The organism is Bradyrhizobium sp. JHI2711 (assembly GCF_056156565.1).
In genome coordinates this window covers 296,845-319,740 of the sequence record NZ_JBPZPT010000002.1, presented here as the reverse complement: position 1 = coordinate 319,740, position 22,896 = coordinate 296,845, and the positions used below count along the sequence as shown (strand labels likewise).

The window sequence follows — 22,896 nt, the reverse complement described above, 5'->3', positions numbered from 1 at the left end:
CCCCCTGCTGGCCTGCCCTCGGCAGCCGCGCGTCGAAACCATTGGGTTAACGGGCGCGGTTAAGAATGAGCATCGACGAGGGCTTGGTGCGGCGACGATTGCCGGTTCTGCGTCATTTTGGACGATCCGTTTTGGGCAAGGGGAAGCATCGATGTCGATGAGGATTGCGGTGGCGCTGGCCGCCACCATCGCGGCTGGGGCCTTGACGTCGACGGCGGCGCAGGCGCGGCCGGAAATGGTGGGGGCGCACCTGGCCGACTATTCGCCGGGCACCATCGTGGTCAAAACCAGCGAGCGGCGGCTTTATCTCATCCTCGGGAACGGCCAGGCCGTGCGCTATCCGGTCGGCGTCGGCAAAGCCGGCAAGCAGTGGGCCGGCACCACGAAGATCGACGGCAAATATCTCAATCCGGCCTGGGCGCCGCCCGCCGAGGTGAAGCGCGACAAGCCTGGTATCCCCGACGTCATTCCGGGCGGCTCGCCGCGCAACCCGATGGGCGTTGCGGCGATGACGCTCGCCGGCGGCGAATATGCGATCCACGGCACCAACGTGCCGGGCTCGATCGGCGGCTTCGTCTCCTATGGCTGCATCCGCATGCTCAACGACGACATCACCGATCTCTACGGCCGCGTCTCCGTCGGCACGACGGTGGTCGTGACGCGCTGATCGCCTGAATCAGCCGAGATGAAATGAAAGGCCGCGTCTTCGACGCGGCCTTTTTATTGCCAGAACCGCCAGCCGCGCGCGCACCAGCCGTCGCGATGGCCGCCATTGTAGCTGCGCACGAAGCCGCCGGCGAGCAGTGCCGCCGAGACGTTCGCAGTCCGCCGGGTCGCGACGTCGGCGAGGACTCGGCCGTATTTGTCGGGAGCGAGATTGGTGATGGTCACGCCGCCCTGGCCGAGCAGATCGCGCAAGGCACGGGCCGCAGCTTCGGCCTTGTCCAGCTCCTCCTGGCAGGATGCTTTCAGTTCGGGCGCATCGATGCCGCGCAGCCGAATGCGGACCACGGGATCGCGTCCCTCGTGCAGGCGAACACGCGCGAGAAAAGTGTCGCCATCGATGGCGCGAATGAATTCGACCGGACGCACATCCGCGTGGCCGGTCTGCTGAAGAACGATCTCGGCATCTCCAGTGCGATCGGTATCGCGAACAAGCCAGTGCGTTCCATGGCGGAATGTGAGCACGACGGCCAGCGCGATGCCCACCACGAACATCCAGGGCAATAGCCCGGAGAAGCGGCGGCCGAACGGCGAGCCGCTGAACTGCGGCCGGTAGGAATTGGGGCGATCCTGGAAACGCATCAACTCACGCTATGTCTGAGTCGGGGGAACTCACAAGCACGAGCGCGTCCATAAACGACGCCGAATGCGCCGGAGGCCATGCACGAAAGTTCCGTCTCTCAAAGAGGTTAGCCGTAGTTCTACTGGGGATCCGCGAATATTTTCCAAATCTCAATCATTGGTTGCGAATAGCTGTTATACGACAAACCGAGGGGAGATTGCCGTGGGGTCATTCGGGTTTCGCATTGGAACAAAGCTCGGCATCGTGACGGGCGTGAGCGTCTTGCTGGTCGGCGGCATGCTGACCAATCAGATGCTCGGCAACCGCTCCATTGCCGAATCCAATCGCCTCGTCACAATTAACTATCTCAACAAGGGCAATGCGCAGGCGGCTCAGACGGCGATGGCACGCGCGCAGCTCGCCGCTCTCGAACTCGGCTCGGCACCGTCAGCCGGAGAGGTCGACAGGCTCCTCGAGCTTCTCCGTACCCGGGCCGGCGAAGCCGGCACCGAAATCGATGCCGCGAGAGAGCGGGCGACCCGCAAGGTCACACAGGACGCTTACCGCGAGGCCAAGAAGTTCGTCGATGCGTATCTGGCCAGCGGCGTCGAGCTCGCCGCGGCGCAAAAGGCGGTCATCGCCGCCCCCGCGGGTGGCGCCAAGCTTGCAGCAGAGTCGGCCAAGGCAAGTATTCTCGCAGAGCATATGCGTCCGGCAGCGCAGGAAGTCAGCAAGCGCATCGACGATCTCGTCGGCGTCGCCAACGAATTCGCCGCGCGCCGCAAGGGCGAGATGCTGGCCGAGCTGGATCGCGTCGCCAATTTCGCTTTGATCGTCGGCCTATTCGTCGTCCTGACGTTGGTCGGCTCCGCAGTCTTTTCCGTCTTGAACGTCGCCCGTCCGATCCGTCGCATCGGCGATGTGCTCCTGCAGCTCGCCGGAGGCAACAAGGCGATCGAAATTCCCTACACCCGCCGTGGCGACGAGGTCGGCGACAACGCCCGCGCGGCACAGACCTTCAAGGAAAATCTGATCCGCATCGAGCAGATGGAAGCCGAGCAGAAGAACCACCAAGCCGCTGCGGCCGCTCAGCGCAAGCAGGAGATGACGCGGCTTGCCAACGCGTTCGAAACTGCGGTCGGCGGCATCATCAACTCGGTGTCGGCTGCATCCCAGGAGCTCGAATCCGCTGCCGGCACGTTGTCGGGTACGGCCGAACAGACCCAGCAGCTCTCCGGAATGGTCGCCGCCGCCTCGGAGGAAGCCTCGACCAATGTCGGGGCCGTGGCGTCCGCGGCCGAGGAAATGAGCACGTCGGTCGTCGAGATCGGCCGTCAGGTGCACGATTCCAGCCGTATCGCCGGCGATGCGGTCAAGCAGGCCGAGCGCACCGATGCCCGGATCAACGAGCTGCTCAAGGCGGCGGGCCGCATCGGCGACGTCGTCAAATTGATCACGGCGATCGCCGAACAGACCAACCTCCTGGCGCTAAACGCAACAATCGAGGCGGCGCGCGCCGGCGAGTCCGGCCGCGGCTTTGCGGTCGTGGCGAGCGAGGTCAAGGCGCTCGCGGCGCAAACCGCGCGAGCGACCGAGGAAATCAGCGCGCAGATCGCCGGCATGCAATCGGCAACGCAGGACTCCGTCGGAGCGATCAAGGAAATCGGAACGACCATCGGCCGCATCTCCGATATTTCCACGACCATTGCCGCGACGATCGAACAGCAGGGCGCAGCGACGGCCGAGATTGCGCGAAACGTCAGCGAAGCCGCCAAGGGAACGGTCGAAGTCGCAGACAAGATCGCCCAGGTCAGCCATGGCGCGAGCGCGACCGGCGCGGCGTCGGGACAGGTGTTGGCGTCGGCGCGTTCGCTGTCGAGCGAAAGCAGCCTCCTGAAGACCGAGGTCGAGAAGTTCCTCAGCACCGTGCGCGCCGCGTAATGCGCAACGGAGCGGCGAGCACGATTGCCGTGCTCGCCGGACATTCATGAAGCCCCCGGGATTTCCCGGGTTTGACCGGGGTCGTAATCAACACTAGGTTGAACATTGAGCCGTAAGCAACTCGCTTGCGGAACCTGTTCAGCGAGTCCCCCGCCATGAATATCGATGCGTCGTCCCCCGATTCGCTCGAGCGAATCGCCGAACTCGTTCGTCGGCAAGATAGTTCTCTCGACACCACGCTGCTTCCGCCGGTGGAGGGGTTCCAAACCAGGACCGTCGCGCTCGAAACACTGATGCGCGAGGTGACGGAGTGCCTGGCGGACGGCTTTCGGCATCGCTCGCCGCAAGACTTTCCCATGCTCTATTTTGCATGCGGCAAGGCGCGCGTCGGATCGACGGCCCTGAGCAATCTGTTCGGCATGACCGGGATGCCTTCCTACTATCAGCCTTTGAAGGCCATGCTGCGCGATGCGCTCGTCGGCAAGAGGCCGGCGCCGTGGGCCGTGCCGTCGGCAGACGACGAGCCGCACATCTTCAGCAAGGAAACGATCGGGCCCTACGTGCTCGCCGAGAGCCTGTTCAATCCGCTCAAGCTGCTGATCGAGGCGGGCTATCCGCGGCACCGGCTGCATCTCATCATGCTCGACCGTGAGCCGGCGAGTTCACTGGCATCGTGGCTCGACAAGCTGATCTCGCGCGCGCCTGAAGATGTATTGCTGCGGCACTATGTCGTCGCCGCGCTCAGCGCGGCTCAAGTCGCAAGCTACGCCCAGCGACAGGGCGTTGCCGTCACTCACTACGTCTACGAGGTGAGCAAGGAGGCCGTGTCCTCGGTTCGTGTCCTGTTCGAACGGATCGGCCTTTCGGGCAGCTTCAACGAGAATGCCGTGACGTCCTGGCGTGAGCCGGGAGACTCGCACGCGAACAATGCGCGCGTCATCTTCCCGAGCGAAGCGACGATCTACAAGGTGCCCAATTTGCACACCTCCGACAGTGCCTATCGCTACCAGCGCCGTGCGACGGCCTCTCTGAGCGAAGCGCAACGCGAGGCTCTGGAGCGCTGCGGGGTCAATGATGCCTATCGCGTCGCGGTCGCCGCCTGTGTTCGCGATCTCGGCCTGAATGCGGCACTGTCGCAACGTCTGTTCGGCGAGTGGTTTGCTGCGGCTGCGTGATGGTCATGCTGGACGTTCCCACCGGAGCCGATTCCGCACTCCGTGAAGGTGCTGGCGGCAAGCAGCGTCACGTCGCCAGCCACCTCCGCCGTCTGGAGGCGGAAAGCATCCACATCCTGCGAGAGACGGCGGCCGAGTTCCGCAAGCCGGTCATGCTGTATTCCATCGGGAAGGATTCCTCGGTGCTGCTGCATCTGGCGATGAAGGCCTTCGATCCCGGCAAGCCGCCGTTTCCGCTGCTGCATGTCGATACGACCTGGAAGTTTCGCGAGATGATCGCGTTTCGGGACCGACGCGCGCGCGAGCTCGGCCTCGACCTGATCGTCCATACCAACAATGACGGATTGAGCCAGGGCATCGACCCTTTCACCCACGGCTCGGCCCGCTACACCGACGTGATGAAGACGCAAGCGCTGCGACAGGCGCTGGACTTCCACGGCTTCGACGCCGCGATCGGAGGCGCGCGGCGCGACGAGGAGAAGTCGCGCGCCAAGGAGCGCGTGTTCTCACACCGCAGCGCTGCGCATCGCTGGGATCCGAAGAACCAGCGGCCGGAGCTGTGGGGCTTGTACAACACGAGGCTCGCGCCCGGCGAGAGCATGCGGGTGTTTCCGCTGTCGAACTGGACCGAGATCGACGTGTGGGACTACATCCTGCTCGAGGACATCCCGATCGTTCCGCTCTATCTCGCAGCGTCGCGCCCCGTGGTCGAGCGCGACGGAGCATTGATCATGGTGGACGACGACCGGATGCCGCTGCAGCCCGGCGAGGAGCCGCAATCGCGCTCCGTCAGGTTTCGCACCCTCGGCTGCTATCCCCTCACCGGTGCAACGAGCTCGACGGCGGCAACCCTGCCCGAGATCGTGCAGGAGATGATGGCGTCGCGCACCTCCGAACGACAGGGACGCATGATCGACCGGGACAGTCCCGCATCGATGGAGCGCAAGAAGGCGGAAGGTTATTTCTGATGTCCTATCACGAGGCACCGGCGATCGCCGCCGCCGATGCGCCGCGGCTCGAGCAAGACGATCGCCCGACGTTGCGTTTCGTCACCTGCGGCAGCGTCGACGACGGCAAGAGCACGCTGGTCGGTCGGCTGCTCTACGATTCGAAGACGCTGCTCGACGACCAGCTCGACGCGCTCGCCTCGGAGAGCAGGACCGCCGGCACCACCGGCGGCGACCTCGACTTCGCGCTGCTGGTCGACGGGTTGCAGGCCGAGCGCGAGCAGGGCATCACCATCGACGTGGCCTACCGCTTCTTCGCCACGAAGCTGCGCCGCTTCATCGTCGCGGACACGCCGGGCCATGCGCAATATACGCGCAACATGGCGACCGGCGCCTCCAATGCCGATCTCGCCGTGGTGCTGGTCGACGCGCGCAAGGGCGTCATCCCGCAGACGCGGCGCCACAGCCACATCCTGTCGCTGCTCGGCATCCGCCACGTCGTGCTCGCCGTGAACAAGATGGACCTGATCGGATTCGACGGCGATCGCTTCGCTTCCATCACCGCCGAATACCTGACTCTGGCCGGTCAGCTCGGGATCTCCCAGGTCCAGTGCATCCCGGTCGTGGCGCCCGACGGCGACAATATCGTCGCCGCGAGCACGCGCATGCCCTGGTACGAGGGACCGACCGTTACGGCCTATCTGGAATCCGTAGACGTGACCGGCGACGCCTCGCAGCAGCCATTCCGGCTGCCGGTGCAATGGGTGAGTCGGCCGCATGCGGATTTTCGCGGCTTCTGCGGACGGATCGCGAGTGGAACGATCGCAGTGGGCGATGCCGTTCGCGCGCAGCCGTCGGGACACCAGACCCGCATCGCGCGCATTCTCACGCCCGCCGGCGAGCGCAATCACGCAAGGTCGGGCGAGTCCATCACCCTCACGCTCGCCGACGAGATCGACGTCAGCCGCGGCGACGTGCTGACCGCCGGATCTGCAGCGCCGGTGGCGGATCAGCTCGCGGCCCATCTCGTCTGGTTCGATGGCGAGGCCATGGTCGCCGGCCGGCGCTATTTGCTCCGGTGCGGTACCGCCTCGACCGGCGCGGTGATCACGGAACTCAAGCACCGGATCGCCATCGACACCATGGCGCGGGAAAGCGCCGCCACGCTCGACGTCAATGAGATCGGCTATGTCCATCTCGATCTCGACCGCCCGCTGGTGTTCGAGGCCTATCGCGACAACCGCGAGATGGGCAGTTTCATCCTGATCGACCCGATCAGCCATCGCACTGCCGCGGCGGGAATGATCGACATGTCGCTCCGCCGCGCCACCAACGTTCATTGGCAGCGGCTTGCGGTCGACAAATCCGTGCGAGCCCGGCTGAAGCAGCAACGGCCCTGCGTGCTCTGGTTCACGGGGCTGAGCGGCGCCGGCAAATCGACGATCGCCAATCTCGTCGACAGCCGGCTCGCCGAGCTCGGGCGCCATGCCGCGTTGCTCGACGGCGACAATCTTCGTCACGGCATCAACCGCGACCTCGGCTTTTCCAACGCGGAGAGAACGGAGAACGTCCGGCGCGTCGCGGAGATCGCGGGGCTGTTCGTCGATGCCGGCTTGATCGCGCTGGTGGCGCTGATCTCGCCGTTCCGCAGCGAGCGCCAGCTGGCGCGCCAGCGGCTCGAAGCGGGCGAGTTCATCGAGATCCATGTCGCGACGCCGCTTGCCGAATGCGAGCGCCGCGATCCCAAGGGGCTCTATCGCAAGGCTAGGTCCGGCCAGCTACCGGCATTCACCGGCATCGATGCCCCCTACGAAGCGCCGCTGGCGCCCGACATCACCATCGACACCTCGGAGCTGTCGAGCGAGGCGGCCTGCGAACGCATCATCCGCTACTTGCGAGCGCACAACTACCTGTGACGACCGGGACGAGATCTGCCGGCGTTATCCAGTCGCTCCGACTGCAAGCTCAGAAGTCGGAAGCGATGCCCTTGCGCTCCCAATCGCCGTAGCGGGTGGGCTCGGGCCCCTGCGGACCCTTCAACTCCTTCGCCTTGGTCTCGTTCTTGGCCTCATCCTTGGCCTTGGCGGCCGCAGCCTGCCGGCGCGCCTCGGCCTCGGCCAGCGCGCGCTGGGCGGCCGGCGACAGCGGCTTGCGATCGGGAACGGGGTTACTCATCGCCGCGCTTTCTAGCGCAGGACCGGGCACAACGCGATGCCCAATAACGCATTCCTGAAATCGGCCCGGAGCGCTGAAAAACCCGCAAGCGATTCTTACATTTGGCATATTCGCGTGTCAGAGATCGACTTCTCAAGGCATGCGCCCATTGCGGCGGAACTGCCGCTCGTTCAGAACCTTGCTTCCGCATGCCATCTCAACGTTTCGTCCCTCCGTCCGAAGTGCCCGGCCTTGCGGCGCGACGGATTGCCGCCGACATCGTCGACGGTGTGCTGCACAAGCACCGCACGCTCGACGACCAGCTCGACGGCAGCGGTGCCCATCCCGGACTGAAGACGCTGGCCGACCGCGACCGCGCGCTGATGCGGCGCCTGGTCGCCACCGTGCTGCGCCGGCTCGGCACGCTCGGCCATGTGCTGTCCCGCCTGCTCGACAAGGGCGTTCCCTCCGACGCGCCACGCGCGCAGAGCGCACTTTTGGTCGGCGCCGCCCAAATCCTCTGGATGGACGTTCCGGATCACGCCGCGGTCGATCTCTCCGTCCGCCTCGTGCAATCCGACCGCCGCGCCGCGCGCTATGCCGGTCTCGTCAACGCCGTGCTGCGCCGCTGTGCGCGCGAGGGCAAGGCGCTGGTCGAGGAGGTCGCGACGCAATCGCTCGATCTGCCGCCATGGCTGCTCGCGCGCTGGAGCGCGCATTATGGCGAGGCGACCGCACGGGACATGGCATCGGCGCTCGGCCACGAGCCCTCGCTCGATCTCACGGTGAAATCGGATCCCGCCCAATGGGCAAGCCGCCTACATGGTGAGACGCTGCCGACGGGAACGGTGCGGATGCTGCTGCATGGTTCGGTGACCATGCTGCCCGGCTTCGCCGAAGGACAATGGTGGGTACAGGACGCCGCCGCCGCGTTGCCCGCCCGGCTGTTCGGCGATGTCAAAGGCAAGTCCATTGCCGATCTCTGCGCCGCCCCTGGCGGCAAGACCGCGCAGCTGGTGCTCTCAGGCGCGCAGGTCACGGCGATCGACCGCTCGCCGGCACGGGTGGCGCGTTTGCGCGAAAACCTGGCCCGGCTGTCGCTGCAAGCCGAGACCGTCGTCGCCGACGCCGTGGAATGGGCCGGCCCGGCGGAGGCGTTCGACGGTATTCTGATTGATGCTCCCTGCACCTCCACCGGCACGATCCGCCGGCATCCCGACGTCGCATGGCTGCGGCAGGACTCCGACATCGCTACCCTGGCCGCGCTCCAGCAGCGGTTGCTGCGCAAATCGGTGTCGCTGCTCAAGCCGGGCGGGACGCTGGTCTATTGCACCTGTTCGCTGGAACCCGAGGAGGGCGAGCAGGCGGTGGCGGCACTGCTCGCCGCCGAGCCCGCGCTTCGCCGCGCTCCGATCGTGGCATCGGAGGTTGCGGGCCTCGACGAAATCCTCAACCGGGACGGCGACCTGCGCACCCTGCCCTGCCATCTGCCGAACGCCGATCCCAGGCTCGGCGGGCTCGACGGATTTTTCGCGGCCCGGCTCGTTAAATCCTGATTTTGCACTGGATTTTGCGACCACGACCCTGATTCGCGCCGTTCAAGGTGGTGTCAGGCGTCCGATTTTGGGATTAATAAGGATTCGTCACTGATCCTCTCCCCCATCAAGGCAAGGCGTGTCGGTCGCTCAACGCAGACGTATCTCGACGCTGGTCATGAACCGCTTCGCGCGGAACATGCTCGCGCGCGCGAGCGGCGGTTCCGTTGTGCTGTCGCGGGTCTGGCCCGGCCGCACCGACCGGCTGATCATCGCGCCGCATGACCTGCGGACCGCGGATGCGACTCGCGCTGCCGAGATCTATGCCGGTCGCTTCGTCTTCGCCGGCAAGATCGTCAATTGCCATGGCCGCTCGATCTTCGACCTCGAGCCGCCGTCGGAGGATTGGGAGGTTGCGCTGCTCGGCTTCGGCTGGCTGCGGCACTTGCGCGCCGCCGATACGGCGCTGACGCGGGCGAATGCGCGCGCGCTGATCGAGGACTGGATCTCGAATCCCGCCAACAAGCGCCGCCCCGTCGCGCGGCGCGCCGACGTACTGGCGAGGCGCGTGATTTCGCTGCTCTCGCAGGCGCCGCTGGTGCTGAGCGAAACCGACAACAAGTTCTACCGTCGTTACTTGCGGGCGCTGGCGCGCGAGATCCGCTTCCTGCGCTACACCATGGTCGACATTCCGGACGGGGTGCCGAAGCTGCAGGTGCTGATCGCGCTGTGCTATGCGTCGCTGTGCCTCGCCAACCAGACGCGTCACATCCGCAGCGCCTCCAAGAAGCTGTCCGACGAATTGCAGCGGCAGATCCTGCCCGATGGCGGCCACATCTCGCGCAATCCGGGCGCGCTGATCGAGCTCCTGATCGACCTCTTGCCGCTGCGGCAGACTTTTGCGGCGCGCAATATCGCGCCGCCGCCGGCCCTGCTCAATGCGATCGACCGCATGATGCCGATGCTGCGCTTCTTCCGGCACGGCGACGGCAATTTCGCCCTGTTCAACGGCATGAGCGCGACCTCGTCCGACCTGCTCGCCACGCTGCTTGCCTATGACGACACCCACGGCGCACCGATGGCGAACATGCCGCATACCGGCTTTCAGCGCCTCGATGCCGGCCAGACCACTGTGATCATCGACACCGGCCCGCCGCCGCCGGCCGGCGTCAGTCACGACGCCCATGCCGGCTGCCTCTCGTTCGAATTGTCGTCCGGCATCAGCCGCATCGTCACCAATTGCGGCATGCCGACCACCGGCCGCGACAATTGGCGGCCGTTCGCGCGCAGCACGGCGGCGCATTCGACGCTGACCTATCACGAGTCGTCGTCATGCCAGTTCGTCGAGATGTCGGCGATGAAGCGGCTCCTGCACGGCGCGCCCGTCACCAGCGGCCCGGTCGAGGTCGAGAGCTATCGCGAGGTCGTGCAGAACGGCACGCTGCTCACGACCTCGCATGACGGCTATCTCGCCAAGTTCGGCGCGATCCACCGCCGCGTGCTGATGATCGCCAATGACGGCGCGCGCATCGACGGCGAGGACGCGCTGTCGCCGCCGCAGGGCGGACGCTTCAAGGGCGCCGATGCCGATTTCGCGCTGCGCTTCCATCTGCATCCCGCAGTGAAGGCAAGCCGGCTGTCGGATGCGCGCGGCGTCATGCTGGTGCTGCCGAACCGCGACGTCTGGACCTTCGAGGCATTGGACGACAAGGTCGATCTCGAGGACAGCGTATTCCTGGCCGGCAATGACGGCCCGCGCCGCACCGCCCAGATCGTGATCCGTCAGAACGCCCGCCAGGCGCCGTCGATCCGCTGGAGTTTTGTCCGCTCCACCGCCTCGCCCGCGGTGACCAATGCCCGCCGCAACGCCCGGCGGGAGCCGGAACTTCCGTTGTAAACAGGTGCGATCCGGCCTTATCTCGTCGTTGTGAAAAGCGGCGAAAGCTGCTATCGAGCGCTCGCTCGCGCGACTGGCGACCTTGGATGGAGCACCATCGGGAAGCGCGGGACATATAAGCCGCGCGCCTGGGCATAGACACTCCCTGAACAGAGAATCTTGCTCATGACTGACCATCCCCGCCGCGTCACCCGCGCCCTTCTCTCCGTCTCCGACAAGACCGGCCTGATCGAGTTCGCCAAGGCGCTCGCCGCGCACGATGTCGAGCTGGTCTCGACCGGCGGCACCGCGAAAGCCATTGCCGCGGCCGGCCTCAAGGTGAAGGACGTCTCCGACCTCACCGGCTTCCCCGAGATGATGGACGGCCGCGTCAAGACGCTGCATCCGAAGGTGCATGGCGGCCTGCTCGCGATCCGCGACAACAAAGAGCATGCGGAGGCGATGAAGGCGCACGGCATTGCGCCGATCGACCTGCTCGTCGTCAATCTCTATCCGTTCGAAGCCACCGTCGACAAAGGCGCCGGCTTCGAGGATTGCATCGAAAACATCGACATCGGCGGCCCCGCGATGATCCGCGCCGCTGCGAAGAACCATGACGACGTCGCCGTCGTGGTCGAGGCGCAGGACTATCAGGCCGTGCTCGACGAGCTCGCCGCCAACAAGGGCGCGACCACGCTCAAGCTGCGCCGTCGGCTTGCGGCGAAGGCCTATGCCCGCACTGCGGCCTATGACGCCGCGATCTCGAACTGGTTCAACCGCCAGCTCGAGATCGACGCGCCCGACTTCCGCGCTTTCGGCGGTCGGCTGATCCAGTCGCTGCGCTATGGCGAGAACCCGCACCAGACCGCCGCGTTCTATGCGACGCCGGACAAGCGCCCCGGCGTCTCCACCGCGCGGCAGCTCCAGGGCAAGGAACTCTCCTACAACAACATCAACGACACCGATGCGGCCTATGAATGCATCGGCGAGTTCGACGCCAAGCGCACCGCGGCCTGCGTCATCGTCAAGCATGCCAATCCCTGCGGCGTCGCCGAAGGGCCGAACCTCGTCGAGGCCTATCGCAGGGCGCTGGCCTGCGATTCAACGTCCGCGTTCGGCGGCATCATCGCGATGAACCGCGCGCTCGATGCCGACACCGCGCGCGAGATCACCAAGATCTTCACCGAGGTCATCATCGCGCCCGATGCCAGCGAAGAGGCGATCGCCATCATCGGCGGCAAGAAGAACCTCCGCCTGCTGCTCGCCGGCAGCCTGCCCGATCCGCGTGCGCCGGGCCTGACCGCCAAGACGGTGGCCGGCGGCCTGCTGGTGCAGAGCCGCGACAACGCCGTGGTCGACGACATGACGTTCAAGGTCGTGACCAAACGCGCGCCGACGGATGCGGAGATGCGTGATCTGAAGTTCGCGTTCCGGGTGGCAAAGCACGTCAAGTCCAACACCATCATCTACGCCAAGGATCTCGCCACCGTCGGGATCGGCGCGGGCCAGATGAGCCGGGTGGATTCAGCGCGGATCGCCGCGCGCAAGGCGCAGGATGCGGCGGCCGAGCTGAAGCTCGCCGAACCGCTCACCAAGGGTTCGGTGGTGGCCTCGGATGCATTCTTCCCGTTCGCCGACGGCATGCTCGCCTGCATCGAAGCCGGCGCCACCGCCGTGGTGCAGCCCGGCGGCTCCATGCGCGACGACGAGGTGATCAAGGCCGCCGACGAGCACGGCATCGCCATGGTGTTCACGGGAACGCGGCACTTCAGGCATTGAGTCCATCGACTCGTCATTGCGAGCGAAGCGAAGCAATCCAGTCTGTCTCCGCAAGGAAGGTCTAGATTGCTTCGTCGCAAGTGCTCCTCGCAATGACGAGGATAGAGTTGCATGATGCGGGCTAATCCCGCACCCGCATCAACAGCCCCAATCCCGCAACGAAGAACACCACCAGCACGGCCATGCCGGCCTTCTGGCTAGCGGTCAGCGCGGTGACCAGGCCGATCAGGAGCGGGCCGATGAAGGACGTCACCTTTCCCGTCAGCGCAAACAGGCCGAAATATTGCGCGATGCGATCCTTCGGCGCGAGATGGATCAGCAGCGTGCGGGAAGCGGCCTGGAGCGGGCCGCCGGCTGCACCGATCAGGCAGCCCAGCACGAGATAGGCGCGCTCGGCCGTACTCGAGAACAGGGCAGCGCCCGCTTGCGGCGGCGCGGTCTTGACGAACAGGACGCTGTCCTTGTCGACGAGGAGAATCGCGGCCACCGACAGCAGCAGGACCAGCAGGCTGCCGGCGATGACGCGCTTCGGCCCGAGACGATCATCCAGCTTGCCGCCGAACCAGGCGCCCAGCGCGCCGGCGATCGCGAGCATGATGCCGAACGTCCCGATCTGGATGGTGTGCCAGCCGAAGGTGCCCGCGGCATAGATGCCGCCGAAGGCGAACAGCGACACCAGACCATCGGTGTAGATCATGTTGGCGAGCAGGAATGCCGCGAGCGATTTCTGCCTCGGCAGACTCTTGATCGACTGCTTCAGCTCCGACAGGCCTTCGCGCAACGCCTCGCCCAGCGGGCGCTTCGCCGGATAATCCGGCGTGAACAGGAACATCGGCGTCACGAAGATGATGAACCACAGCGCAGTCAGCGGCCCCGCGGCACGATCGCCCTGACGTGTGAGGGGATCGAGGCCGAAGAGCGGCGTGACGCCGAGCAGCGTGCGGCCGGTCTCGGGATTGGCGGCGAGCAGGCCGAGCACGATGATCAGGCTGACGATGCCGCCAATGTAGCCCGTGGCCCAGCCGGTGCCGGAGAGACGACCGATCCGCTCCGGCGGCACCAGCGTCGGCATCATCGCGTTGTTGAAGAGCGTGGCAAATTCCGCACCGACGCTGGCGAGCGCAACTGCGGTGAGCATCAGCGGAATGACGGCATGATCGCCGGGCTTGCCGATCCAGAGCGTGCAGGACGCCAGCACAAGCACCGTACCGAAACCTGCGATCCACGGTTTCCTGCGGCCCGAAGCGTCGGCGATGGCGCCGAGCACCGGCGACAACAGCGCGATCGCAAGGCCCGCGGCCGCCATCGCAAAGCCCCACAAGGATTGACCGGCGGCGGGATTTGGCGCAATGGCCGTCGCGAAATAGGGCGCGAACACGAAGGTCGTGATCAGCGTGAAATATGGCTGCGCGGCCCAATCGAAGAAGATCCAACTCACGACGGCGGCGCGCGGCGGATAGGTCCGCGCCACGCCGGCCATGCGCGCATCCGGAGCGATTGTCGTCATCACGCAGCACCCATCACGAACAGTTTTGCCTCTCTTAGAGCAAACGGTATAGCATTACAGTGACGGGTGTGAACCGGTGCAACGCCACGGCGGGAATTTGATGATGTCGTCATATTCGACACGGCGGAGATTTTTAGCCGCCATTGCCGTCCTGGTGCTCGGTCTCGCCCCTGCGACCGCTCAGGATGCACGGCAGGGCTATGTTCCGCCCGCACGCGAGGCGGTGCGCGCCGTCGCCGCCGAGCACGGCATGGTGGTGGCGCAGGAGAAGATCTCCGCGCAGATCGGCGCCGACATCCTGCGGCGCGGCGGCAATGCCATCGACGCTGCGGTCGCGACCGGCTTCGCGATGGCCGTGACCTATCCGCGTGCCGGCAATATCGGCGGCGGCGGCTTCATGGTGATCCATTCCGCCGATCGCAATGAAGACATCACGATCGACTATCGCGAAACCGCGCCGGCCGCCACCACGCCGCAGATCTTCCTCGGCACCGACGGCAAGCCTGACGTGGCGAAGTCACGGGATTCCGCGCTCGGCATCGGCGTGCCCGGCACCGTCGCCGGCCTTGCGCTCGCGCTCGAGAAATATGGCTCGGGTCAGTTCACGCTGGCGCAATTGCTGGCGCCCGCGATCGGGCTCGCACGCGATGGCTTCATCGTCAGCGACGACATGGCCGATACGTTGCCGAGCTGGCACCGGCGGCTGGCACGCTGGCCTTCTTCGGCCAGGATCTTCTCGCGACCGGACGGCACGCCGCTGGGCGAAGGCGATCGGCTGGTGCAGGGCGATCTCGCCGAAACGCTGGCGGCCGTCGCTGCACAGGGGCCGCGGGGATTCTACGAGGGGCCGGTCGCCGAGAAACTCGCCAAGGCCGTGACCGATGCCGGCGGCATCATGACGCCGGCGGACCTCAAGGCCTATCAGCCGGTCATCCGCACGCCGGTGCGTGGCAGCTACCGCGGCTATGACATCGTGTCGATGCCGCTACCCTCATCCGGCGGCGTCGTGCTGATGGAGACGCTCAACATCCTCGAGGGCTTCCCTCTGGCCGATCTGAAGCAGGGATCGGCGGCGTCGCTGCATCTCTTGATCGAAGCCATGAAGCGCGCTTATGCCGATCGCGCCCGCTATCTCGGTGATCCCGCCTTCGTCAACGCGCCGATCGAGACCCTCATTGCGAAGGACTATGCCGCGAAGCTGCGCGCGCACATTTCCCCCGAACGCGCCACGCCGTCAAAAGAGCTCGTGGCCTCTCCTGCCGCGCCACGTGAGGGCAGCAACACCACGCATTTTTCCGTCGTCGACACCCGCGGCAATGCCGTCAGCAACACCTACACGCTGAACTTCAGCTACGGCGTCGGCCTCGTCGCCGACGGCACCGGCGTGCTGCTCAACAACGAGCTCGACGATTTCACCGCGGCAATCGGCGCCTCCAATGCCTATGGCCTCGTCGGCTTCGAAGCGAACCTTCCCGGACCCGGCAAGCGGCCGCTGTCGTCGATGTCACCGACCATCGTGCTGAGGGACGGCAAGCCGGTGCTGGTGACGGGCTCGCCCGGCGGCAGCCGCATCATCTCGACCGTGCTGCAGGTGATCGTGAACGTGCTCGACTACGAGATGGATGTTGCAGCCGCGGTCGCAGCGCCGCGGCTGCACCATCAATGGCTGCCGGATGAAGTGCGCGTCGAGCGCGGCTTTCCCGAGGGCGTGCTGCTCGAGCTGAAGGCGATGGGGCACCTCGTCGTCGAGCCGATGGGCCAGACATCTGCCAACTCGATTCTGGTGACGCCGAACGGAACGCTGGGCGCAGCCGATCCGCGCACGCGCGGCGCGGAGGCGGCGGGGCAGTAACCTGCTCCCGGAATGACGGGGTAAGGGAGCTTACCGCCCGACCTGATACGGCCCGCCCTTCTCCAGCGCGCGCGCATATGCAGGCCGGGCGTGGATGCGCTCCAGGAACGCCATCGCCTTGGGATGGCCCTGCTCGAGGCCGCCGCGAGCTTGGGCGGCTTCGAGCGGAAAGCTCATCTGGATGTCAGCCGCGGTGAACTCGCTGCCGGCGAACCATTCGCTCTTGCCGAGCTCGCCTTCCCAATAGTCCATGTGCTGCTTCAGCTGCGGATTGACCAGCGCGGTCAGCGCCTGGTTGGAGACTTTGCGCACCAGCGGGCGCAGCAAGGCCGGCGCACGTTTCGGCATCAGCGTGAACAGCAGCTTGAGCAGCAGCGGCTGCATCGCGGATCCTTCCGCATAGTGCAGCCAATAGGTGTAGCGCAGCCGCTCCGGCGTGTTCGGCGGCGGGATCAGCCGCCCGTTGCCGTAGGTGGCGATGAGATATTCGATGATCGCGCCTGATTCGGCGATGGTGTTGCCGTTGTCGGTGATGACGGGCGATTTGCCGAGCGGATGGATGGCGCGCAGCTCCTTCGGCGCGCGCATGTCCGGCTGACGCTGATAGCGCACGATCTCGTAGGGAACGCCCAGCTCCTCGAGCAGCCACAGCACGCGCTGCGAGCGGGAATTGTTGAGGTGGTGAACGGTCAGCATCGCGGGGTCCTCAAGGCTTGGTCGTGGTCATCGGCCGCGCCGTTGGTGCCAGCCCGGGAACACATTGTCGAGCCGTCGCTGCTGATATTTTTATCCGGGTATATTGACGCGAGTAATTTACCCGGGTATTAAGAAACCCAGCATCGTCAAAATGGCAATGATTCCAATGCAGAAATTTTTCACCGCTTTCCAGGGACAACGCCGCCTGGTGTCCGGGCCGGCTGGAGAGGTCGCGCTGGTCGTCAAGCGGGTGGCGTCACAGCCGGACGAGCCAATCATCATCTTCGAGGACGCCACGGGCCGATCGATCGACTTCGATCTGCGTGGTGGAGATCGCGAGGTGTTGGCGCGCTTGGCGAAGCTTGTCCCGCCGCCGGCTGAGGCGGCCGAAGCACCCGCAGAGCCGCGCGGTCGCGGCCGGCCGAAGCTCGGCGTGGTCGCGCGCGAGGTGACCTTGCTGCCGCGGCACTGGGAGTGGCTCAACGCACAGGCCGGCGGCGCTTCGGTCGCGCTGCGCAAGCTCGTCGACGAAGCCAGGCGCGCCAGCGGCGACAAGGACCGCGAGCGGCAGGCGCGCGATGCGGCCTACCACTTCATGTCGACCATGGCCGGCGATCTGCCGCAGTTCGAGGAAGCCTCGCGCGCCCTGTTCGCGGATGACCGGCGACGCTTCACCGGCCTGATCGCCGACTGGCCGACCGACATCCGCGACCACATCGTCAAGCTCGCCTACAGCGACCGCGCTTAAACCGCGCGCCGCTTCTCACGCCCCATCGACGGCCGAGCCGCGCATTGCGCGGCAACGGCTTCGCACGCCCTGATGAAAGGCCAATGCCATGTCTGCCGCAAAGCCGCTCTGGACCACATTCCTCCGCTTTCTCGCACCCCTGATGCTGAGCAACGCGCTGCAATCGCTGTTCGGCACCGTCAGCAACGTCTATCTCGGCCAGATGATCGGCGTCGACGCGCTCGCCGCGGTCTCGGCGTTCTTCCCCGTGATGTTCTTCCTGTTCGCCTTCGTCATGGGCCTCAGCACCGGCGCCACCGTGCTGATCGGCCAGGCCTTCGGCGCCGGCGAGCATGGCCGGATCAAGATCATCGTCGGCACGACACTCGCCGTCGGCCTGCTGCTCTCGATAGCGATTGCACTCGTTGGCGGGATCTTCAGCCGACCCCTGATGGCCATGCTCGCCACGCCCGCGGACATTCTCGATGAAGCCAGCGCCTATGCGCGCATCATGCTGTTGACGATGCCGCTCGGCTTCATCTTCCTGCTGATGACGGCGATGATCCGCGGCGTCGGCGATGGAGTGACACCGCTGCTGGCGCTGGCCTTGTCGACGGCGATCGGCCTGATCCTGACGCCGATGCTGATCCGCGGCACGTTCGGATTGCCGGTGGCCGGCATCACCAGTCCTGCCTGGGCGGCTGCGATCGCGAACACGCTGACGCTGATCGTGCTGGCTGCCTATCTGCTGCGGAGAAAGCACGCGCTCGCGCCGGATGCGACGCTGCTGCGTCACCTCCGACTAAACGGCGCCGTGCTCGGCAAAGTCCTCGGGATCGGCCTGCCGAGCGCGATCGGCATGGTGGTGATGGCGATCGCCGAGCTTGTGCTGCTCGGCCTCGTCAACGGCTTCGGCTCGAATGCCACCGCGGCCTATGGCGCCGTCAACCAGGTGATGGGCTACACCCAGTTCACGGCGATGTCGATTTCGATCGCGGTCTCGATCCTCGGCGCCCAGGCCGTCGGCGGCGGCGACCGGGCCCAGCTTGACGGCATCGTGCGGATGGGCCTTGCGTTCAATATCGTCCTGACCGGCGGGTTGGTGGCGCTGATCTACCTCGCGCCACGCGCGGTGCTCGGTATCTTCATCACCGACGGCGCCGTGCTGGATCTGGCGAAGGGATTGCTCAACATCGCCTTGTGGAGCTCGGTGCCGTTCGGGCTCGCCACGGTGTTCTCGGGCGCAATGCGCGGCGCCGGCGTCGCGTTGACGCCGATGCTGCTGTCGATCTTCGCGATCGCCGCAATCGAGCTGCCGGCTGCAATCATCCTCAGCCACACGGTCGGCCTGACCGGCGTGTGGGCCGCCTATCCCATCGTGTTCTGCGCCATGTTGATTCTGCAGATGGGCTATTACCATCTGGTGTGGCGCAAGCGGGCGATGCAGCGCCTGATCTGACGGTCAAAGTATTATGACCGTCATTAAACGATAGACCTGTGGCGCGGCCTGCGCCACAATGAGAAAAAGCCGCTCAGAAAGCCAGGCCAGGGAGAATGATTTTGACCCGCACCGCCCCGCAATTCCTGTTCGATTTCGGTAGCCCCAACGCCTATCTCAGCCACCTGGCGATTCCAGCCATCGAACAGCGGATCGGCGTCAAGTTCGAATATGTGCCGATCCTGCTCGGCGGCATCTTCAAGTCGACCAACAACAAGTCGCCGGCCGAGACGCTCGCCGGCATCAAGAACAAGCGGGAGTTCCAGCAGGTCGAGACCGAGCGCTTCATCAAACGCTTCCATGTCCAGCCCTATGTCTGGAATCCGCACTTTCCCGTCAACACGCTGAACCTGATGCGCGCAGCGATCGCAGCGCAGCTCGAGGGCGTGTTCGAGACATATGTCGAGGCCACCTTCCACCACATGTGGCGCGAGCCGAAGAAGATGGACGATCCCGAGATCGCGGCGAAGGCGCTGGCGTCGTCTGGTCTCGATGCGCAAAAGCTGTTCGCCCGCGCCGGGGAACCCGAGGTGAAGGCCAAGCTGATCAAGAACACCGAGGAGGCGGTCGCCCGCGGCGCCTTCGGCTCGCCGACCTTCTTCGTCGGCAATGAAATGTTCTTCGGCAAGGAGCAGTTGCGCGAGGTCGAGGAGATGGTGTCGGGAAAGTGAAGCGCGCGAATGGCGAGTAGCGAATAGCGAGTGGAAATCGCGCCCACTATTCGCTACTCCCTATTCGCCATTCGCCAATAGTAAAAGCGGAGTTCTCCCATGCGCATCCTCGTGGTCGGCGCCGGCGCCATCGGCGGCTATTTCGGTGGCAGGCTGTTGCAGGCCGGCCGCGACGTGACCTTCCTGGTTAGGCCTCGCCGCGCCGACGAGCTCGCGAGCGCCGGCCTCGTCATCAAGAGCCCGAACGGCGATGTGACCTTGAAGAACCCGCCGACGGTTCAGGCCGACGCAATCAAGGACACGTTCGACGTCGTGCTGCTCAGCTGCAAGGCATTCGACCTCGACGATGCCATCAAGTCGTTCGTCCCCGCGGTGGGGCCGAACACCGCAATCATCCCGATGCTCAACGGCATGAAGCATCTCGACACGCTGGACACGAAGTTCGGCAAGGAGCGCGTACTCGGCGGCCTCTGCGCCATTGCGGCCACGCTGAACGAGAAGCGCGAGGTGGTGCAGCTCCAGCCGATGCAGTCGCTCAGCTACGGCGAGCGCGACGGCGGGATGTCGGACCGGGTGAAGGCGATCGACGAGGCCTTCAAGAGCGGCATCAATGGCGCCAGCGCCAGCCAGAACATCATGCAGGACATGTGGGAGAAGTGGGTGTTCCTGTCCTCGCTCGCAGCAAGCACCAGCCTGATGCGGACGTCCGTCGGCAATATCCTCGCCGCGCCCGGCGGCCGGGAGTTCCTGCTCGGCATGCTGGATGAGACCAGCGCGGTTGCCACGGCGTCCGGCTATCCGCCGGGCGGCCCGTTCTTCGATCGCGTCAAAGGCAATCTCACCACCGAGGGCTCGCCGCTGACGGCGTCGATGTTCCGCGACATCAAGGCCGGCCTGCCTGTCGAGGCCGATCACGTCATTGGCGATCTCATCGCGCGCGCCGACTCCGCCAAGGTGCCGGTGCCGAAGCTGCGCATCGCCTATACGCATCTGAAGGCGTATGAGAGGCAGCGGGCGGGGTAGGGCGTAACCACACATTCGGTGTCGTCCCGGGGCTCGCGACTGTGTCGCGCCCCGGGGATGACGAGCTGCGATTGACGAAACAGCTCAGCGCTATTTCAAGTGCGCGAGATAGTGCGAGACGGCGGTGATCTCCTCATCGCTCATGTGATAGGCGACGTCGGCCATCGCGGCGACGCCGCCGCCGACACGCTGGCCGGCCTTGTAATCGTGCAGCGCCTTGACGAGATATTCCTCACGTTGCCCCGCGAGCCGCGCCACCGCCTTGGTGCCGGCATAACTGTCGGTATGGCATGAGGCGCAGCGGCGGCCGGCGGCCACCTGCGCCCCCTTCTTCGACAGGTCGGGATCCCCGTCTTCGGGTCCCTTCGGCGGCGCCAACGAGGCGAAGTAAGCGCCGAAATTGCGGATGTCCTCGTTGGTGATCCCTTCCACGATCGGCTGCATCTGATCGTTCTTGCGCGCGCCGGCGCGGAAGAACACGAGCTGCCATTGCAGGAATTGATCGGGCTGGCCGGCGAGCGAGGGGATGTTCTCGGTCTGCGAAATGCCGTTCTCGCCGTGGCAGCCGGAGCAGGCGGCGGCCTTCTCCTTGATCGCGGCATTGTCGGCGGCCGTAGCCGGGATGAAGGCGTCGAGCGTCAGGAGCGCAACCGCGCTGATTGCGTGCGAAATGATCTGCCGGCGCATGGGGGAGGATTCCGATCTATCGAGCTCGTCATTCCGGGGCGTGCGGAGCACGAGCCCGGAATCCATAACCACGAGCCGGGGTTATGGGTTCCGGACTTGCGCTGCGGCGCAATCCGGAACGACAGCATGAGGCACTGAAACGGAAGAAGCTGCGGCCGTCACCCGGTCGCAGCTTTCTCCGTCAGGTCGCGCTACTTCTTGCTGTAGCTGATGCGATAGATCGCGCCGGCCCAATCGTCGGCCACAAGGATTGATCCGTCCTTGGCGATGATGATGTCGTTGGGACGGCCGAGATAGCCCTGGTCACCCTCGAGCCAGCCGGAGGCGAAGACCTCCCGCTTCGGGTTCTTGCCGTCAGGCCCGACGATCACCCGCACGATGCGCGCGCCCTGGTACTTGTGGCGATTCCAGGAGCCGTGCTCCGCGATCAGGATGTTGTTCTTGTAGTCGGCGGGGAACTGGTCGCCGGTGTAGAACTTCATGCCGAGCGGTGCGACATGGGCACCGAGGTTCAGTACGGGCGGCGTGAACTCGGAGCATTTGTGGCCCATCGCGAACTTGTCGTCAGGCAGATTGCCCTGATGGCAATAGGGATAGCCGAAATGCTCGCCGATCCGGTTGATCATGTTCAGCTTGTCCGAGGGCAGATCATCGCTGATCCAGTCGCGGGCATTCTCCGTGAACCAGAGCTTGCCGGTGCGCGGATCGACGTCGCCGCCGACCGAGTTGCGGACGCCGAGCGCCCAGATTTCGGCGTTGCCGGTCTTGGGATCGACGCGCCGGATCTGCGACACGCTGGTCGGCGGAATGCCGATGTTGAAGGGCGGGCCGAACGGCAGGAAGAACCAGCCTTCCTTGTCGACCGCGATGTATTTCCAGCCATGCGCGGCATAGGACGGCATGTCGTCATAGACGACCTTGCCCTGGCCGAGATTGTCGAGATTGGCTTCGGCGTTGTCGTAGCGGATCAGCTTGTCGACGGCGATGACGTAGAGCGCGCCGTCCTTGAAGGCGAGACCGGTGGGCATGTTCAGGCCCTTGAGGACGGTCTTGACCTCTTTCTTTCCGTTGTTGTCCTTGATGGCATAGACGTTGCCGAGACCGAACGAGCCGACGAACAACGTGCCCTTGTCACCCCAGGCCATCTGCCGCGCGGCCAGCACGCCGGAGGCGTAGACCTCGATCTTGAAGCCCGGCGGCAGCTTGATCTTCTTGACGATGTTGGCGAGCTCGGCGTCGGAGGCGCCGGTCGGCGGGCCCGACGGCGGCGCGAGGCCCTTCTGCGCCTCGGTCTCGTCACCGAGGAACCAGTCATCCGGCGGATGGGTCCAGAACTCCTTGGTGCTGGAATCGTATTTCTTCAGCGGCTTGTTCTTGTCCTGCTGCTGCGCGTTGCCGGCGCCGGTCCCCGCGAGAAGGGCCACGGCTGCAAGCGCCAACACGGATCGATGGAACATCGATGTCATCGCATCACTCCCCTAAGGCAGCCGTCAGGGCTGCGCATTATTTTCTTTTGCTAGTCGAGAGGCGAAGTCTTGAGCCC

Annotated in this window: 19 protein-coding genes and 1 riboswitch; of the genes, 13 read left to right on the top strand and 6 right to left on the bottom strand. The window is 65.4% G+C overall.

Annotated elements, in window-relative coordinates; translation table 11 throughout:
- The first annotated feature begins 151 nt into the window (after positions 1–151).
- A complete protein-coding gene (locus tag ACTEK7_RS14035) occupies positions 152–667 on the top strand; it encodes a L,D-transpeptidase (RefSeq protein ID WP_036024233.1) in 516 nt (171 codons plus the stop codon).
- Between the two features lie 53 nt (positions 668–720).
- Here ACTEK7_RS14035 and ACTEK7_RS14030 read toward each other — a convergent pair whose 3' ends face one another.
- On the bottom strand, positions 721–1,305 hold the full coding sequence (locus ACTEK7_RS14030; RefSeq protein ID WP_225148223.1) for a thermonuclease family protein: 585 nt from the start codon (positions 1,303–1,305) through the stop codon (positions 721–723).
- 202 nt (positions 1,306–1,507) lie between these two features.
- On the opposite strand from ACTEK7_RS14030, the gene ACTEK7_RS14025 reads away from it, so the two are divergent.
- The 4 genes from ACTEK7_RS14025 to cysN all read left to right on the top strand — a co-directional run bounded on the left by ACTEK7_RS14025 (position 1,508) and on the right by cysN (position 7,264).
- Positions 1,508–3,226, top strand: coding sequence for a methyl-accepting chemotaxis protein (locus ACTEK7_RS14025; RefSeq protein WP_225113173.1), 1,719 nt, complete (start codon positions 1,508–1,510; stop codon positions 3,224–3,226).
- Between the two features lie 155 nt (positions 3,227–3,381).
- On the top strand, positions 3,382–4,401 hold the full coding sequence (locus ACTEK7_RS14020) for a sulfotransferase family protein (protein WP_225148222.1): 1,020 nt from the start codon (positions 3,382–3,384) through the stop codon (positions 4,399–4,401).
- A 5-nt stretch (positions 4,402–4,406) separates the two neighbouring features.
- Positions 4,407–5,369, top strand: coding sequence for a sulfate adenylyltransferase subunit CysD (gene cysD / locus ACTEK7_RS14015; protein ID WP_036024260.1), 963 nt, complete (start codon positions 4,407–4,409; stop codon positions 5,367–5,369).
- Positions 5,369–7,264 (top strand): sulfate adenylyltransferase subunit CysN, encoded by a 1,896-nt coding sequence (cysN, locus tag ACTEK7_RS14010; protein WP_225148221.1) that lies wholly within the window; start codon positions 5,369–5,371, stop codon positions 7,262–7,264. Before cysD ends, cysN begins: the two co-directional genes overlap by 1 nt.
- A 49-nt stretch (positions 7,265–7,313) precedes the next feature.
- On the opposite strand, the gene ACTEK7_RS14005 is transcribed toward cysN, so the two are convergent.
- Positions 7,314–7,523, bottom strand: a complete 210-nt coding sequence (locus ACTEK7_RS14005) for a DUF1674 domain-containing protein (RefSeq protein WP_225135565.1) — start codon at positions 7,521–7,523, stop codon at positions 7,314–7,316.
- A gap of 188 nt (positions 7,524–7,711) precedes the next feature.
- On the opposite strand from ACTEK7_RS14005, the gene ACTEK7_RS14000 reads away from it, so the two are divergent.
- The 3 genes from ACTEK7_RS14000 to purH all read left to right on the top strand — a co-directional run bounded on the left by ACTEK7_RS14000 (position 7,712) and on the right by purH (position 12,692).
- Positions 7,712–9,058, top strand: coding sequence for an RsmB/NOP family class I SAM-dependent RNA methyltransferase (locus ACTEK7_RS14000; RefSeq protein ID WP_225148220.1), 1,347 nt, complete (start codon positions 7,712–7,714; stop codon positions 9,056–9,058).
- Positions 9,059–9,215: 157 nt separating this feature from the next.
- Positions 9,216–10,934 (top strand): heparinase II/III family protein, encoded by a 1,719-nt coding sequence (locus ACTEK7_RS13995; protein ID WP_036002964.1) that lies wholly within the window; start codon positions 9,216–9,218, stop codon positions 10,932–10,934.
- A 59-nt stretch (positions 10,935–10,993) separates the two neighbouring features.
- Positions 10,994–11,075, top strand: a riboswitch (ZMP/ZTP riboswitch).
- Positions 11,076–11,099: 24 nt separating this feature from the next.
- Positions 11,100–12,692: a bifunctional phosphoribosylaminoimidazolecarboxamide formyltransferase/IMP cyclohydrolase gene (gene purH / locus ACTEK7_RS13990; protein ID WP_225148219.1), complete on the top strand. Its 1,593-nt coding sequence runs from the start codon at positions 11,100–11,102 to the stop codon at positions 12,690–12,692.
- A 121-nt stretch (positions 12,693–12,813) separates the two neighbouring features.
- Here purH and ACTEK7_RS13985 read toward each other — a convergent pair whose 3' ends face one another.
- The gene (locus ACTEK7_RS13985) at positions 12,814–14,199 is read right to left on the bottom strand and encodes an MFS transporter (protein ID WP_225148218.1); all 1,386 of its coding nucleotides are present in this window, start codon (positions 14,197–14,199) and stop codon (positions 12,814–12,816) included.
- Positions 14,200–14,299: 100 nt separating this feature from the next.
- Here ACTEK7_RS13985 and ggt point away from each other — a divergent pair, with 100 nt between their 5' ends.
- Positions 14,300–16,051: a gamma-glutamyltransferase gene (gene ggt / locus ACTEK7_RS13980; RefSeq protein ID WP_225148217.1), complete on the top strand. Its 1,752-nt coding sequence runs from the start codon at positions 14,300–14,302 to the stop codon at positions 16,049–16,051.
- Between the two features lie 30 nt (positions 16,052–16,081).
- Here ggt and ACTEK7_RS13975 read toward each other — a convergent pair whose 3' ends face one another.
- Positions 16,082–16,747: a glutathione S-transferase family protein gene (locus ACTEK7_RS13975; protein WP_036002974.1), complete on the bottom strand. Its 666-nt coding sequence runs from the start codon at positions 16,745–16,747 to the stop codon at positions 16,082–16,084.
- Positions 16,748–16,898: 151 nt separating this feature from the next.
- On the opposite strand from ACTEK7_RS13975, the gene ACTEK7_RS13970 reads away from it, so the two are divergent.
- The 4 genes from ACTEK7_RS13970 (at position 16,899) to panE (ending at position 20,666) form a co-directional block, all read left to right on the top strand.
- Entirely contained in the window at positions 16,899–17,495 is a 597-nt protein-coding gene (locus tag ACTEK7_RS13970; RefSeq protein WP_225148216.1) for a DUF2239 family protein, read from the top strand.
- Positions 17,496–17,583: 88 nt separating this feature from the next.
- Positions 17,584–18,933: an MATE family efflux transporter gene (locus tag ACTEK7_RS13965; RefSeq protein WP_225148215.1), complete on the top strand. Its 1,350-nt coding sequence runs from the start codon at positions 17,584–17,586 to the stop codon at positions 18,931–18,933.
- Between the two features lie 101 nt (positions 18,934–19,034).
- Complete coding sequence (locus ACTEK7_RS13960) at positions 19,035–19,643, top strand: 2-hydroxychromene-2-carboxylate isomerase (protein WP_193374950.1); 609 nt, start codon at positions 19,035–19,037, stop codon at positions 19,641–19,643.
- A gap of 99 nt (positions 19,644–19,742) precedes the next feature.
- Positions 19,743–20,666: a 2-dehydropantoate 2-reductase gene (gene panE, locus ACTEK7_RS13955; RefSeq protein ID WP_225127941.1), complete on the top strand. Its 924-nt coding sequence runs from the start codon at positions 19,743–19,745 to the stop codon at positions 20,664–20,666.
- Positions 20,667–20,756: 90 nt separating this feature from the next.
- Here the strand turns inward: panE and ACTEK7_RS13950 are convergent, their stop codons facing one another.
- Both ACTEK7_RS13950 and ACTEK7_RS13945 read right to left on the bottom strand, forming a co-directional pair.
- Entirely contained in the window at positions 20,757–21,353 is a 597-nt protein-coding gene (locus tag ACTEK7_RS13950; protein WP_225142298.1) for a c-type cytochrome, read from the bottom strand.
- 191 nt (positions 21,354–21,544) lie between these two features.
- On the bottom strand, positions 21,545–22,819 hold the full coding sequence (locus tag ACTEK7_RS13945; protein WP_036003007.1) for a PQQ-dependent sugar dehydrogenase: 1,275 nt from the start codon (positions 22,817–22,819) through the stop codon (positions 21,545–21,547).
- Positions 22,820–22,896 lie beyond the last annotated feature (77 nt).